This window comes from uncultured Propionibacterium sp. (assembly GCF_963539965.1).
Taxonomy (GTDB): Bacteria; Actinomycetota; Actinomycetes; order Propionibacteriales; family Propionibacteriaceae; genus Propionibacterium.
The window spans coordinates 1-14161 of sequence record NZ_CAUTOU010000021.1 but is presented as its reverse complement, the minus strand read 5'-3'; the positions used below and the strand labels follow the sequence as shown (position 1 = coordinate 14161).

Annotated in this window: 12 protein-coding genes and 4 pseudogenes; 3 read left to right on the top strand and 13 right to left on the bottom strand. The window is 66.9% G+C overall.

The features are described from left to right. Positions 1-116: 116 nt before the first annotated feature. The 13 genes and pseudogenes from R2N01_RS05475 to R2N01_RS05420 form a co-directional block, all read right to left on the bottom strand. Positions 117-722 (bottom strand): ABC transporter transmembrane domain-containing protein, encoded by a 606-nt coding sequence (locus R2N01_RS05475; RefSeq protein ID WP_316669251.1) that lies wholly within the window; start codon positions 720-722, stop codon positions 117-119. A 96-nt stretch (positions 723-818) separates the two neighbouring features. After that, positions 819-1511 carry an ABC transporter transmembrane domain-containing protein gene (locus R2N01_RS05470; RefSeq protein ID WP_316669249.1) on the bottom strand — a complete coding sequence of 231 codons (693 nt, stop codon included), beginning with the start codon at positions 1509-1511 and terminating at the stop codon, positions 819-821. 413 nt (positions 1512-1924) lie between these two features. Continuing rightward, entirely contained in the window at positions 1925-2503 is a 579-nt protein-coding gene (locus R2N01_RS05465; RefSeq protein ID WP_316669247.1) for an MptD family putative ECF transporter S component, read from the bottom strand. Between the two features lie 749 nt (positions 2504-3252). Next, positions 3253-3498, bottom strand: coding sequence for a hypothetical protein (locus R2N01_RS05460; protein ID WP_316669245.1), 246 nt, complete (start codon positions 3496-3498; stop codon positions 3253-3255). An 18-nt stretch (positions 3499-3516) separates the two neighbouring features. After that, positions 3517-3567, bottom strand: a pseudogene (locus tag R2N01_RS11425) (hypothetical protein); the annotation flags it as partial. 116 nt (positions 3568-3683) lie between these two features. Continuing rightward, positions 3684-4541: pseudogene (locus R2N01_RS11420) on the bottom strand (ATP-binding cassette domain-containing protein); the annotation flags it as partial. A 198-nt stretch (positions 4542-4739) separates the two neighbouring features. Beyond that, the gene (locus tag R2N01_RS05445; protein ID WP_316669243.1) at positions 4740-4934 is read right to left on the bottom strand and encodes a hypothetical protein; all 195 of its coding nucleotides are present in this window, start codon (positions 4932-4934) and stop codon (positions 4740-4742) included. Continuing rightward, entirely contained in the window at positions 4910-5425 is a 516-nt protein-coding gene (locus R2N01_RS05440; protein WP_316669241.1) for an energy-coupling factor transporter transmembrane component T, read from the bottom strand. The genes R2N01_RS05445 and R2N01_RS05440 overlap by 25 nt, the downstream gene beginning before the upstream one ends. 41 nt (positions 5426-5466) lie before the next feature. Then, positions 5467-5778: an MptD family putative ECF transporter S component gene (locus R2N01_RS05435; protein ID WP_316669284.1), complete on the bottom strand. Its 312-nt coding sequence runs from the start codon at positions 5776-5778 to the stop codon at positions 5467-5469. Positions 5779-5816: 38 nt separating this feature from the next. Further along, positions 5817-5975, bottom strand: a pseudogene (locus tag R2N01_RS11415) (hypothetical protein); the annotation flags it as partial. A gap of 105 nt (positions 5976-6080) precedes the next feature. After that, a complete protein-coding gene (locus R2N01_RS05430; RefSeq protein WP_316669239.1) occupies positions 6081-7859 on the bottom strand; it encodes an ABC transporter ATP-binding protein in 1779 nt (592 codons plus the stop codon). Continuing rightward, positions 7856-10120: an ATP-binding cassette domain-containing protein gene (locus R2N01_RS05425; RefSeq protein WP_399553241.1), complete on the bottom strand. Its 2265-nt coding sequence runs from the start codon at positions 10118-10120 to the stop codon at positions 7856-7858. The genes R2N01_RS05430 and R2N01_RS05425 overlap by 4 nt, the downstream gene beginning before the upstream one ends. Before the next feature lie 239 nt (positions 10121-10359). Further along, a complete protein-coding gene (locus R2N01_RS05420; protein ID WP_316669235.1) occupies positions 10360-11049 on the bottom strand; it encodes a TetR/AcrR family transcriptional regulator in 690 nt (229 codons plus the stop codon). Between the two features lie 160 nt (positions 11050-11209). Here R2N01_RS05420 and R2N01_RS05415 point away from each other — a divergent pair, with 160 nt between their 5' ends. The 3 genes and pseudogenes from R2N01_RS05415 to R2N01_RS05405 form a co-directional block, all read left to right on the top strand. Continuing rightward, the gene (locus tag R2N01_RS05415) at positions 11210-12370 is read left to right on the top strand and encodes an MFS transporter (protein ID WP_316669282.1); all 1161 of its coding nucleotides are present in this window, start codon (positions 11210-11212) and stop codon (positions 12368-12370) included. A 324-nt stretch (positions 12371-12694) separates the two neighbouring features. Next, the gene (locus R2N01_RS05410; protein WP_316669233.1) at positions 12695-13726 is read left to right on the top strand and encodes an acyltransferase; all 1032 of its coding nucleotides are present in this window, start codon (positions 12695-12697) and stop codon (positions 13724-13726) included. A gap of 134 nt (positions 13727-13860) precedes the next feature. Continuing rightward, positions 13861-14161, top strand: a pseudogene (locus tag R2N01_RS05405) (phosphoribosylamine--glycine ligase N-terminal domain-containing protein); the annotation flags it as partial.

Below are 14161 nucleotides of genomic sequence, written 5' to 3'. Positions count from 1 at the left end.
CGGACGTCCGACCAGGGCGGTCACATGGCCAGGCTCCATCGTGAAGGAGACGCCCTTGAGCACCTCACGGTCGTCGTAACCGAAGTGGACGTCCTCGAGACTGACCCGGCCCTCTGTCAGGACGGCAGGCTCGTCGCCTCTGGCGACCGGCTCGGCAGGCCCGTGCAGACGTCACCGACGATCTCGACCTTCATGGCGATGCCACGAATGCCCGCCAGGGCCGCGCGCACGTTCCTGGACCGCTCACCGGTCCGCCGGCAGGCACGGATGTCCTTGATGCCCTCCAAGTACTCCTGAACGCAGGCGGCGGCATCCAGGCGTGCTCGGCGAAGATCTTCTCCTCGTGCCGGCGCGAGGCCAGTACGGCCAGGGCGGCGACGGGTAGGGTGATGAATGAACATGCACAATGCGAGCCGCCAGTCGAAGAAGGCCAGCATGATGCACACGAGGGTGCTCGAGATGCAGTTCGACACCAGTTGGGGCAGTACGCCGGGGAGCAGGGCCTCCTGATCTGTGACATCGCTCATCAGGTTCTCGGTGAGCCCTGACAGATCGTGCTGGTTGAAGTAGCTCCTGGGCAGCTGACGCAGGTGCTCAGTCAGACCCATGCGGGTCGCCTCGGACTCGGCGTAGGCGGCCAGATGGGTTCTGCGATAGTCGTGGCGCGCGCTGCAGAAGGTGATGATGAATCCGGCGATGCCCAAGACGAACAACCACCACATCCGCGACCATGCGATGCCGCCGCCGGTGAGTCCCCATCAGGATGAGGCCGAAGACCATGACCGAGATGGTGAAGGGGACCATCAGGACCAGATTGATCAGGATACAGGCTGCGACGGAGCTCCTGAGGTTCCGACAGGGCCGGAGCCGCAGCGCGGTCGGTGAGGCTCGCGCCGTCCTGCGAGACGTGCATCAGTTTGTTGAGCACGCCGGCCGATGGACGGCACGAAGAGGATGTAGAAGATAAAGCTCAACGCGAGGGGCGGCCAGTCGTCCACGCCGGTGCCCAGGATGATGCCCACCGGCAGGATGAACAGATAGGCGTTGTTGACGATTGCGGTGAACAGGGGCATGAGGTTCTGCCAGAACGGCGCGACCCGCACCGCGAGACCGGTGTACTCCTTGATCGAGTCCGACAGCTGCGAGAACGACGAGGTGCTCTGCCCGAAGGCCTTGACCACCGGCATGCCACGCACGTACTCGACGGTGGCGTTGGCCATGGACTCCTGCACCGCCATGTAGCGCGGCATCGTGTCGCGCATCCGCTTGTTGAAGGACCCTGACATCTGGACGCCGTAGGCGACGGCGATGCAGGCCACCGAGGCGACGCCGAGCCGCCGGTCGAAGACGAACAGCAGGACCAGTACTGCCAGCGGGGCGGTGAAGGACGCCACCAGTTCTGGGAGGGAATGCGCGATGAACTCGCTGGTCTTCTCGACATCGGTGTCCATCACCTTGCGCACCCGGCCGCTGCCCAGCTCCTCGAGCCGGCCGAGTGGTGCACGGACCACGTCTCGGCCATGGCCAGATGCAGCCGGTAGGCCACTTCGAATGCGGCTGAGCGGGAGCACAGTAGTGGGACGAGGTAGAAACCGACGCTCCCGACGACCCCGCCCAGGGCCAACCGCACCGGGACGTCGCGGCCACGTCGAGCCGCGAGAAGTCCGGGTAGGCGCTGATCGCCGCGGCGATCACGAAGTAGATGGAGATGGCGATGAACGGGACGAACAGGCAGACCGAGGAGAGCACCGCGAACAGCATGGAAGCGTGGAGCAGCCCTCGACGGTTGCCGGCTACGCCCATGGACCTGGCGAACCAGCCGGGCTCTGGCCGGCCTGTTCGCGGATCCTCTCCGCCCCATTTCCGTCATGATCGACTCCTAGACGATTCCGGCGCGCTCGAAATGGCGCTTCAGGAAAAGACGTCACAGAAGGCATCCGACGATGCCGCAAGCGAATGCCGCGACCAGCAGCCCCAGCAAGATGCCGGGGTTCATGGTGTCCATGATGCTTCTGCCGTACTCGACTCCCCGGCTGCTCGCCGACATCAGCTCCAAGTAGTAGTCGGGCATGACCAGCATCGGCAGGAACTCACCGAGTGTGAAGCATGCCGCTACCAGTGCGAAGCCGATGGTGCTCCACCGGAAGCTCTTGAACTCACCGACGCGGCTGCACATCTCGGCCAACACGGAGCCGATGATGAATGCGACCATGATGGGCCAACCGGTGCCGATGAGGAACATGATGATTCCGCACAGGACACCTGGGATGAGCATGGCCCATGCCTTCGGCACTCGCACGCGCATGTGGGTCCAGACGATGCCGGACGGGATCGCTGACAGGGCCGGGCCCAGCAGGTGGTCGACGACGCTCAGCGAGGCGATACCGACCGCGATCATTGTGGCAATGAAGAAGATGAGGCCGAAGACGCCCAGGACGATGAGGTCCTTCGCGCGCAGCGTGTCAGTAGATCGTGGTTCGACACTGACGGGTTCAGTGCTCATGATGATCGTTCTCCTTCCTTTTCGATGACGGCGCCGGGGCATGTGGTATGCCTAGTCCATCCGCACGACCCGAGTGCAGGTACTGGCAAGGAACTCGGCGGGCATCTTGGAGGCGGCGGTCCTCGCAAATCAAATCAAGAACTGTGGCGGTGCCGTGCCCCGTTCCTCAGCCACTCGAGCGGTGGGCAAGAGCATTGGTGATCGAAGCGAACTCTGCGGGGCGCGCATAGGTGATGCTGTGGCCACAGTCGACCTCGAGCCGGCGCGTTCGGTCAGGCAGTGTGCTCGCACAGCGGCGCTGCAGGACGGGTGGGATCTTGCGGTCCCGCAACGTGTGAACATGGGTGATGTCGATGTTCTCGGGGATGCAGTAGCCCACCGGTTCCGAGAGGATGGAGATGGGCTCAGGGACCCATACGGTCCACCAACCGCCGAGCGTCAGTCGCGGGAAGGCCGTGGCAGAGCATGATCCCGGAAGCGGCGGTGACTGATTCCGCCCATCCGTCCAGGGTGACTGGCCAGGGGGCCCGCACCATCGCGCCCTGGCAGATCCACTGCGGTGACGGTGGTCGTACGACGGGGTATGACGCGCTCCCGGCACCACGAGGTGTGCATACCGCCGTGCACCAGCACCACTCCAGGTGCGGGGTCCCCCGACGCGAAATCCAGTCCGGCTCTTGCGGCGACCGAGCGCACCGGTGGAACCGCCCTGTCGTCAGCGCGAATGCCATGGAGCGGGCCTGCCGTGCTCATGAGCGCATCAGTGTCAGAAGACGCTCGGGCGAGTCCAAGGGCTCGTCGGCGGTGACGCGTCCATGCTCGAGGCGTACCACGCGCGAACAGCATTCGAGCGCGCACTCGGCGTCGTGCGTGATGAGTGCAATGGTGTGCCCCTGCCCGGCCAGCCGGCGCAGGAGCGCGCTCACTGAGCGCATCGTACGGCCGTCGAGCCCGCTCGTCGGTTCGTCGAGAATGAGCACGGGGGCGTCGTTCATCAGCGCCGCGCCGAGTACGAGACGCTGCTTCTGCCCGCCGGACAACGTCGCCGGGTGCCGGTCCGCCATGTCCTTGAGCCCGAGATCGCGCAGGACCCGACGGCCTTCTCGCGCAACCGATCCTGCTGCGGATGCCCGGTGGGCAGCTCGTCGAGCACGCTCTCCCCGAAGAGCTGGCTGTCGAGGTCCTGCCCGATGTACCACACCGTGCGCCGGCGCCGGTCCGCCCGCATGACGCGATTGGACAGGCGGACCTCACCCGAACTCTGCCCGACCAGACCGGAGAGCACCCGGCCGAGAACGCTCTTGCCGGCTCCGTTCGGCCCGACGAGAGCGACGATCTCGCCGGCCGCCAGTTGCAGGTCGATGCCGCCCAAGGCGCGCAGCGGACCGAAATCCCGCGTGACCCCCTTGGCATCGAGCACCGGGCGTGTCTGTCCAGTACCCGGGTGAACCGGGAGCGGGCTTCTGCGGTGCAGGTCCTGCAGCGAGGGGACGCGGAGACCCATCTCGATGAGGCGCTGTGACGGGAGGGCTCGGAATTCGTCCCTGGTGAGATCCTCCTCGATCCTCCCCGCGCGCAGGCAGACGATCCGGTCGACCAGATCCATGAGGTAGTACAACCGGTGCTCGGCGACGATTATGGTCTTGTCCTGGGCCTTCAGCCCTTGGAGCAGGGCGCGCAGGTCGTCGGTCGCCTGCATGTCGAGGTTCGCCGATGGCTCGTCCAGCACGTAGGCCTCCGGGTCGATGGCCCGGGCCGAGGCGATCGCAACGCGTTGGCGCATGCCGTACGAGAGCCCGCGCAGCCGGCGGTCGAGCATGCCTTCGAGGCGGAGCTCTTCTGCCGTATCGTGCACACGTTTGACGATCTCGTGGTGGCGCAGTCCATAGTTCTCGCAGCCGAAGGCGATCTCGCCGGCAACCTCGTTCGAGAAGAATTGGCTGCGGGGGTCCTGGAAGACGTTCCCGATGAAGCGTCCGCGCCTCCAGATCTCGAGTTCGGCCAGATCGAGTCCGTCGAGCAGGACCCTGCCGGCCAGTCTGCCGGGGTGGAAATAGGGCGGCAGACCGTTGATGAGCCTGGTGAGGGTGGTTTTTGCCGCTGCCGGACGGACCGATCAGGACGACGACCTCGCCGGGAGCTATCTCGAGCGAGACGTCATGGACCTGCGTCTGGTCCTCGCCGTAGGCGAAGGATGCCTGGTCGAACGTGATGGAGGCGCCCATGGCAGGACCCCTCACCGGCCGGCCGCGCGCGGGAGCACGATGGCCGCCACCGTGAGGAGCAGGGAGACGGACATGAAGATGACGTCGGTCGTTCGCATGCGATTGATGTAGTAGGCGTGCTTGGTGCAGGGGCTTTCGATGCCGCGCACCACCGCCGCCGCAGAGATCTCGTCCGCCAACCTCAGCTCGCGGAAGATGAGGGGCACAACGGCGTACTCGAAAGTACTGAGCGGGTTCTTGAGAACCGCCAGCGGCGAGTCCAGAGACCTCGTACGCGCATCGCGTCCCGGACCTCGGTGGTCTCAGAGGCCACGGTCGGGATGAAGCGGAGCATGACCGTGAGCATGAGCTGGACGCTGGCCGGGATGGGGAGCTGCCGGATGCCGGCGGTCAGTTTCGCCGAGGGGACCGCGAAGAGCAGGCGGGCCGCCAGTAGGACGGGGATCGACTTGTACACCAGGGCGAGTGTCATCGGTGGGGGGATGATGATCCCGAAGTGCACATCGACGAGCAGCCATGCGACCCCGATGGCGTAGCCGGCGAGGAGTCTGACGGCCGGGGCCATCCGCCCGTACACGCCGCTCAACACGAGGAGCACGGCGGTGAGTGCAGCGTGGACGAGCAGGTTCGGCACGAGATAGGACACCACCGTGGCGCACAGGACCAAGAAGAGCACGGCCCGGACATCCATCCGCATCAGCCGGTCGTACCCGGGGTCGCTCCTTCCCCAGCCCGGGCTCATGCCACGACCCTCGCCCGCTGGAAGTGACGGCGCATGATGCGATGAGCGAGCAGAACGCCCAGCACGCCGCCGATGACCGAGATCAGCATGGCTCCGGCGATGTGCAGCGGGCTGTGCACCATGCGCACCTGCATGTCGAACAGCTCCTGCGAGAAACCGCCCTTGGACGCGCGCTCGGTGAGGGTGTCCCAGGCGAACCACAAGGGGATCGTGTTGCCGAAGACCATGCCGGCCGACAGGATGACCCAGCTGATGCCGGTTCGGACCGTGGACCGGTAGTGTTCTTGCCGATCATGGTCGCCTCGCAGAGCGCCCCGAGCAGTATGAAGTAGGGGATCAGGAAGAGGTACCCGAGCAGGTCGTAGACGAGGCCCTGCACTGTCACCCAGATGAAGATCAGCCCGTGCTTGTCGATGCGCCGTGCGGCGACCGAGAAGAAGATGGCGCTGATGAACATCTCCGCCGCGGCCGAGACGTACAGGTAGAGGAAGGGCACAGGCAGCATGATCGAGCCGACGACCGAGTTGGCCACCATTGCCAGGCCAGCATTGCGGCGCCGGTCATGATGTCGCGTGTCGTGAGTTTCCCGGTCCGGCCGTTCACGACCCCTTCAGTGTTCATCATCATGTTCTTCCTGATCGGTGGGCTGCTCGTCGGATGGCTCGTGGTGCCCGATGCGCCAGGATGCCGACCGGGCGCGCTCGGCCCAGAACTGCTGGTACCTGCCGCCCTGCGCGAGCAGCTCGTCGTGGATGCCCCGCTGGACGATCTCACCCCGGTCCAGGACGAGGATCTGGTCCGCGCCTGCGATCGTGCTCAACTCGTGCGCGATCACGACGACGGTGGAGTCCCGGCGCAGCGAGACCAGGGCCTCCGAGACGGCCCTTCGTGTCGACCAGTCCAGGGCGCTGGTCGGCTCGTCGCACAGCACGATCGGGGCCCGGCGCAGCAGTGCGCGTGCGATGGACACCCGCTGGCGCTCCCCGCCCGACAGCAGCAGGCCGCCCTCGCCGACGCGGGTCCGGGCCCCCTGGGGCAGACGCTCGGCGATCTCGTCCACATAGGCCAGGCGCATCGCCTCGGCGACCCGTTCGGCTGGGGCGTCGGGGTCGCTGAAGCGCACATTGGCCTCCAGGGTGTCGTCGAACAGGTAGACGTCCTGGAAGATCATCGACATGGACTGGTGCAGCTCGTCGACCGGAACCCGCCGCACGTCCACGTCGCCCACCTTGACGGCGCCCGAGCTGACGTCCCAGAAGCGGGAGATCAGCCGCAGCATGGTGGTCTTGCCGGAGCCGGATGCGCCCACGATGGCGGTCATGGCATTGGCTGGTATCCGTGCGCAGACGCCCCGCAGTATGGGCGCCCCTGTGGTGTAGCCGAAGTGCACGTCGTCGAAGACGAGATCGGTCGTCGCGGGCAGGGCCTTCGGATGAGGCGATTCGGGCATGACGGGGGTGTCGAGCAGCTCCTGAACGGCGTCGACCTCTTCGCCGGCCTTGCGCAGGGTCACGGCGAAGCTGGCCAACAGGTTCAGCGGGCCGATGAATTGGGCGACGAGACCGATGAGGGCGATCATCATCGCGGCGTCGCGCCCGCCCAGCAGCAGCCATACGGCGAGTGAGACGGTGGCGCCGAAGACGCAGTTGGTGATGATGCTCTGCGCGATCGAGCCGACGATCGAGGCCCTCACGGCTCTGCGCATCGCGCGGCGCTGTTCCTCGATACTGCTGCTCAGCGGCTCGTAGCCGGCACCGCTGACACCGGCCGAGCGCAGCGCCACCTGGTTGCGCGCGAACTCGAGGAGCCTCCGGTCCGTGACGAATTGGTGGGCGCGCACCTGCTCCTCGGCGTGGGTCTCGGACCAGGAGCCGAGTCGCGAGGAGATCCACACGATCACGCACGAGGCGATCAGGGCCAGGCCGAGCCGCCAGTCGATGGCCAGCGCGCCGACAGCGATCGTCGCTGGCACGGCGACATTCACGATGAGCGGGACGATGACGTCCATCGACACCGTGGCCACGAACATCGTGCCGCTGACGGAGACCTGGGAGGCCTTCGCGGGGGCCTCGCCGTCGAACCAGTTCTGCGGCAGCCTCACGAGATGATGGCCGAGGCGCTCGTGCATGACATCGATGATGCGCAGCGAGCCCTTGAAGCCGTCCCAGGTGGCGATGCTCAGCAGGACGGCCTGAACGACGAACGCGATGGCCAGGATGATGATCCAACGCACTGCCCGGCCGGGAGAGCCGAACAGGGCCCGGATCGTCGGGACGATGAGAATGGCCGCGATGCCCTGGGCGATTGCCGCCGCCACTGCGAGGGCGATCGTCGAGCCGAGCGGATTCCTCTGCCCCCTGCCCGCTATGAGACTGAGTGCTCTGATCATCGTGCGCCTCCCGCCGCCCGCTCGTTGTGCTGCAATGTGTTCGCGCTGTCCCACAGCGAGCGGTAGAGCCCTTGACCTGCGACGAGCTGCTCATGGGTGCCCTGCTCGACGACACGGCCGTGGTCGAGGACCACGATGTTGTCGGCCCCGGTGATGGTGTGGAGCCGGTGGGCGACGACGATGACGTTGCGACCTCGGGCGAGCCGGTCGAGCGCGCTTTGGATCCGGGTCTCCGATTCGGGGTCCGTGGCCGATGTCGCCTCGTCGAGGATGAGGATCGGGGCATCGGCCAGCAGCGCGCGGGCAATGCACACGCGCTGGGCCTGCCCGCCGGACAGGCGGGCGTCATCACCGACGACCGAGTCGTAACCGCGGGGCAGCGTCATGATCTCGTCGTGGACGCTGGCGGCCCTCGCGGCCTCGATGACGGCCTCCATGGGGGTGTCGGGGCTGCCCAGACGAATGTTCGCGGCGATCGAGATGCCGAGCAGCTGCAGATCCTGCAGGACCGTGCCGACCAGTTCCCGCAGGGCGGTCTCGTCCAGTTCGCGGATGTCGACTCCGCCGATCTCGATCGAACCCGAACCCACGTCGCGGAACCGCGCGAGCAGTGCGGCCAGGGTGGATTTACCGGAACCGGACGGGCCTACGACCGCGGTGACCTTGCCCGCGGGGAAGGACAGAGAGACGTTCTGCAGAGCGGGGTTGGCCGAGGCGCCCTCGCCGTAGCTGAAGCTCACGTCGTGCACCTCGACATCGGTGCCTTGCGGCTGCCTCGGCTCCTGGGAGGCCGACAGCTCGGTCTCGTGCAGGGTTTCGGTGATGCGCCGGGCGGCGTCCATGGCCTGGGTGCGCGCCTGCCCGCTGGCGGCCAGGGTCTGGAAATTGGCCGGCATCAGTAGCGCGGCTATCAGGGTGACGAGCACCTCCGGCGGGGCGACCCCGAACGAGTGCACCGTCCAGGCGCCCACAGCGAGCATGACGAGCGCGACCATGGGGGAGGAGATCGTCGTCACGGCGATCGAGTGCGCGCGCATCTGCGGGGCGACGAGCCTGCCGAATTCGCGGCGGAATTCCTGAGACTCCTTGGCGAACCGGGCCGAGCCCTCGTCGGGGCGGCCGAATATCTTCAGCACGCCGATGCCGTTGACGTACTCGATGATGGCGCTGGAGACCCGCTCCAAGCCGCGGTGCATGGCGGCCATCGTTTCTTGATTCGTCCGGGCGGCCAGCAATGAATAGAGCACCATGTAGAGGACGAGGGGGATGATCGCCGCCAGCCCCAGGCGCCAGTCGATGCACATGCAGAAGATGAATCCGGCGGTGGGCGTCAATGCACCGGCGACGGTGTCGACGATGGTATGCGCGACCAGCTGGTGCACCGAGCCCACGTCGTTCTGGATGAGTTGACGGACGCGGCCGGTCGAGCGCTCGTCGAACCAAGCCAATGGCAGGCGCCCCAGTTTGTCGGCCAGTGCCCGGCGCAGCCTGGCCTGCACATCCGTGTCGACGAAATGGCATACGAGTAGTGCCAGCGAGTTGAGTCCCACGGAACAGGCCAGCCCCATCAAGAAGATGAACAGGGCGGCCCAAGACGATCCGACGGCGGCCCCGGTGACGCGTCGGATGAGCGTCAGCAACCCCCAGAGGGGGACTACCGAACTCGCTGAGGAGACTACTTGCATCACCACAGCGATCACCAGCGGCCTGATATGCGGGCCCAGTACCTCCCGCAAGGCTTCTGAATCCGTCACGTGGCCATCTTGGTCGGCTTCTCCAGACATCGCCCCACCTCCCCTGCGATGATCTCTACTAGCATTCCTTATCGGGTCGAAGTGGTGGAGGTGGGAACCCGGGATTAGGATCGGTCCGCACCATTCGTGCACCGTCGCACGCCAAGGTGCGACGGCTTCGACGGTGAGTTCCGCATCCTGCTCGGCCTTCACCATGACGCCCCGGTCGATTGTCGCGGTCGTTCCCGCTTCCGGCTGGTAAGTCTCAACCGATCTGTAATCGGTTCTCACCTGTGGCAGGAATATCGTTCGCGTCTGCGGATCGTGGAAGACTTCTTCATTGCGGGCGTCCGCGCGTATCAGTTCTTGGACCAACTCATGATCTGACGCCGAGTGGAGGGTGCCGCCCCTGTGCAGTCGTGGCGCGACTTGACCGCTGACCACCGGAGTATGCCTGACATGCCTGCGCGCCGGTTCCAAGGCCGTTTCGTAAACGACGAATGCCCCCAGCGAGTGGCTCGCCAGGATGACGGGCCACTCGGCGCGGGGCAGTGCGTGGGTGCGGGCGGCGGCATGAGCGTCTCAACGTCTCTCGCCGAATCGGCCATGCTTGGTCCCTCTAGTAGGTATCAGACAACTATGATCAGTTAGTTTAGGCTCATCTGAACCGGTACTGCAATGCTTCGACAGGAGCGCATCGCCGGGGTTCCCCGAAGCGATGAGTCGTCGTGGAGCGGATCGGCGGGCGCTGTTCGCCGACTGCGAGGTCAACGGGTGATGCCGTCCCGCACCACGTGTACCAGGCCGTCCAGCAACGACTCGATCAGCAACCGGAAGTAGCGCTCACTGACCTCCTCGCCCCCCGCGCCCGACAGCCTCCCCAGGAAACCGCCGGTCAGGTCCCTGAGGGCGGGGGAATCGTCTGCCATCGGCGTCAGGCCGGCGAGCATCGCGTCGATGTCGTGCCGGTTCGGGCCGACGGCCGACTGGTGATCGCGGGAGGCGATGGTGGACTCCGCCACGTTGAAGATCATCGTGCAGACAACGGGCGCCATGGCCCCGAAGCTGGCCTCGTGCAGTTTCGCGAAGGCCCCCTCGATGATCGGCAGATGGGCCGGGCCGAGGCGTCCGCGCAGCACGGCGTCCGCGATGCCGTTGTAACGCAGCATCACGGTACGCATCTCGAGCAGCAGCTTGATGAACCACTCCCGCCACTCGAGCCGGCCGTCCGGGATCTCGACGGTGCCGCAGACGCGGTCGATGACGGTCTGCTGGACGGCCTCCTTGGTCTCGAAGTAGTGGTAAACGACCGAGGGGACGACGTCCAGCTCCGTGGCGAGATCCCGCACCGACCAGCCCTCCAGGCCGCATCGTTCGGTCAGCCCCAGGGCCGCCTCGGTGATCCTCGTGGCGTCCAGTCCGAGGCGTCGCGAGGTGCCCGTCGACTTATTCGCCATGGGAATATCCTAAGCCCGGTTGACAATACTAGAACAGCATTCTAGTGTGATGCCCATCGACTGCTGCGCAGCAAGTCAATTCGGTGTTTCCAGTGAGGAGAGGTGTTTCGTGGCGGAAGCCGGGACGGCTGTGGAGGCTCCACAAACGCGGCTGGTGCTGATGACGGTGCTGCTGGCCTACTTGGGCCAGATGATCCTGAACCCGGTGATCTCGCCGTTGTCGCGCGCCATGGGCATGGCCGAGTGGCAGATCGGGGCGACGATATCCCTTGCCGCGATGGCACTGGTGGTCTTCAGCCAGTTCTGGGGAAGGCGCTCCCAGCGTCTCGGTGTCAAGCGCACCCTGTTCACCGCGATGACGATCGCCCTGGTCGCGCTGGCCGGGTTCGCCGTCGTCAGCTGGTTGGGAACCGCGGGGCTGCTCGCCGGCCCGCTGCTCGTCGTGCTGGTGATGGCCACCCGGGGCGTCGTCTACGGCAGCGCCATCTCCGCCGTCTCCCCGTCCGCCCAGTCCTATCTGGTCACCCACTCCGTCACCGAGGAGCAGAGAGTCAGGGCGGTCGGGGCGGTCGGCGCCATGAACGGTTTCTCCGGTATCCTCGGCTCGGTCCTGGGCGGCGCGCTGTCGGCCATCGGAGGACTGATGCTGCCGATCACCCTCATGCCCGTGGCGATACTGGTCGGTATCGTCCTCTTGGGGCTCAGGTTCCGCCCTGAGAGGAGCACCGGGCTGGTCGAGAAACCGGCGTCCATCTCCTTCCGCGATCCCCGGGTGGCCCCTTTCCTCGTGGCCGGGTTCCTGATGTTCCTGGCCTTCTCCTCAGTGCAGTCGGTGATCGGATTCGCCGTCCAGGACCGCTTCGGGCTGGGCCCGGAGGCGACCGCCGCGGTCACCGCGGTCATGACGGTGATCATCGCCTTGACGATGGCCGTCACCCAGTCCGCGGGGGTCGCCAGGCTTCACTGGGACTCCCGCCGGTTGCTGCGTTCCGGCCTGCTGGTCGCCGCCGTCGGCGGGGTTCTCATGCTGCCCTTCGGATCGCCGGTCATCATGGGCGTCGGCGGCGCACTGCTCGGCATCGGCGTGGGAATGGCCATGCCCGGCTACACAGCGGGGCCGACGATGAGCATGACGGTGGAGGAACAGGGCGGACTGGCCGGCCTGATCAATGCCAACAACGGCCTGACCTATGCGATCGCCCCGGTACTGTCCACCTCGCTCTACGGGGCCAACCACACGGTTCCGTTCATCGGACTCGTCGTGCTGCTTGCCGGAGGAACGGTGTTCTGCCACCTGCACCCGAACCTGCGCAGGGGGTGAGTGCGGAACGATCCGCGAGGATGCGATCGGTGAGCTGCTTCTGAGCATGGATGGCGTCGATACCGATGCCGATGCGGCCCGGGCCGATGAGATCCTCCGCTCGCTCGATCTCGACGGCAAGGCCGACCGGCACCCGATGTCCCCCAGGGGGCCGGGTCGCTCACGGCTCGTGCGTGGATGAGGCCGGGGTGCGGTACCCGCGGGGACTCTTCCGATGAGCCGCACCGGATCCGTGTCCGAGAGATCCGCTCCTGCCGCCCGCTACCCCTGAGCAGGTTCCGGCATGGCGGGCCGTGCGGGCCCGGCATGCTAGCCTCAACCCCCGTGAGCGGACGCGACGGATCGGTTGACATCGCCCGCGGGCTGGCCATTACCGGCATCGCCTTCGGTCATGTTCTGCGGGGGGTCAAGAACGCCGGCCTCATCGACGGGCAGTCCGCTGTCTATCTCGTTACAGACAGAGCGGTCTACATGGTGCACGTCGCCCTGTTCGCCGCCGCGGCCGGCCTCATGGTCAAGGGCTCGCTGACCAAGCGGGGGCCGGCCGCCTATCTGCGCGAGCGTCTCGGCGACTTCGGGTGGGTCTACGTCATCTGGAGCATCGTCCAGGGCCTCCTGCAGTACGTGCTGGCCGGCTCGGTCAACAACGAGCGCACGCTCGGCTCGATCCTCGCGCTGTGGCTGCCCGCCAACCAGATGTGGTTCCTGCCCTGGATCATGGTCATGACCGTGCTCGTCACCGTCGCCCGGCCCTGGAGCTCCCGTCTGCGCGGCGCCCTGTCGTTGGCCGGCGCGGCAGCGCTCAGCATCGGCTGCTGGGGCCTGTTCGGGCCGTTCATCTTCCTCGAGGGCCTCGGCCTGAGCGTCTTCTTCTTCACCGCCGCGACCGGCACCCTCGTCGGTTACTCGCGTCTCCGCGAGCGCCTGCGCACCGGCGGCACGGTCCTCGTCCTCGTCGTGTCGGCCGCCGTCTACGGACTCATCATCGCCCTCGGCCACCCGGCGGCCCCGACGACGACGCAGTTCGACCGCACCCCGGTCAGCATCGGCCAGGGTTTCGTCTGCGCCTGGGCGGGCGTCATCGCCGTCTTCGCCCTGTCGGGGCTGCTCGACAGGGTCCGCCCCGCCGCCCGCCTGCTCGGCTACCTGGGGCGCCGGTCCATGGTCATCTTCCTGGCCCACACCCTCGCCCTTGCCGCCACCCGCATCCTGCTGGTGAGGCTCGGCATCGACGGTGTCGCCGTCCACCTCGTCGCCGGCACGGTCATCGCCCTGGCGGGCTCGATCATCCTGTGGTGGGCCACCCGCCGCCGGCTGCCCTGGATCTGGCACGCCCCCGGATTCGTGACGGGCTGACGCCGGCCTTGCCCGAGACTGTCCGTACCGGCCGGCCGTCTGAACCGGCGCTGTGGCTGCCGTTTTGGGGCGGGCACGCGGCCCTCCGGACGGCCGGCCGGTAAGCTGCCTCCGTGAGCTCTGGATCTGGTCCCATCACCGTTCTCGTCGTGGGCTCTGGCGGGCGCGAGCACGCCCTGGCCCTGGCCATCAGCGAGGACCCGGACGTCGCCGGCGTCCACGTGGCGCCCGGTAACCCCGGTACGGCAGCCTTCGCCACCAATCACCCGGTTCACCCGGTCGACATCCTCGATGGCTCCGCCGTGGCCGGCCTCGCCGCCGAGCTGGGCGCCGACCTGGTGGTCATCGGCCCCGAGGCCCCGCTGGTCGCCGGCGTGGCCGACGCCGTGCGCGAGCGCGGCGTCGCCTGCTTCGGCCCGGGCGCGGCCGCCGCCC

What these genes read in the sequence shown, in the direction of transcription:
- R2N01_RS05475 (WP_316669251.1), bottom strand. Translation starts at nt 722, where the DNA reads ATGTGGTGGTTGTTCGTCTTGGGCATCGCCGGATTCATCATCACCTTC.
- R2N01_RS05465 (WP_316669247.1), bottom strand. Translation starts at nt 2,503, where the DNA reads ATGAGCACTGAACCCGTCAGTGTCGAACCACGATCTACTGACACGCTG.
- R2N01_RS05460 (WP_316669245.1), bottom strand. Translation starts at nt 3,498, where the DNA reads ATGAACGACGCCCCCGTGCTCATTCTCGACGAACCGACGAGCGGGCTC.
- R2N01_RS05440 (WP_316669241.1), bottom strand. Translation starts at nt 5,425, where the DNA reads ATGCGGATGGATGTCCGGGCCGTGCTCTTCTTGGTCCTGTGCGCCACG.
- R2N01_RS05430 (WP_316669239.1), bottom strand. Translation starts at nt 7,859, where the DNA reads ATGATCAGAGCACTCAGTCTCATAGCGGGCAGGGGGCAGAGGAATCCG.
- R2N01_RS05420 (WP_316669235.1), bottom strand. Translation starts at nt 11,049, where the DNA reads ATGGCGAATAAGTCGACGGGCACCTCGCGACGCCTCGGACTGGACGCC.
- R2N01_RS05415 (WP_316669282.1), top strand. Translation starts at nt 11,210, where the DNA reads ATGACGGTGCTGCTGGCCTACTTGGGCCAGATGATCCTGAACCCGGTG.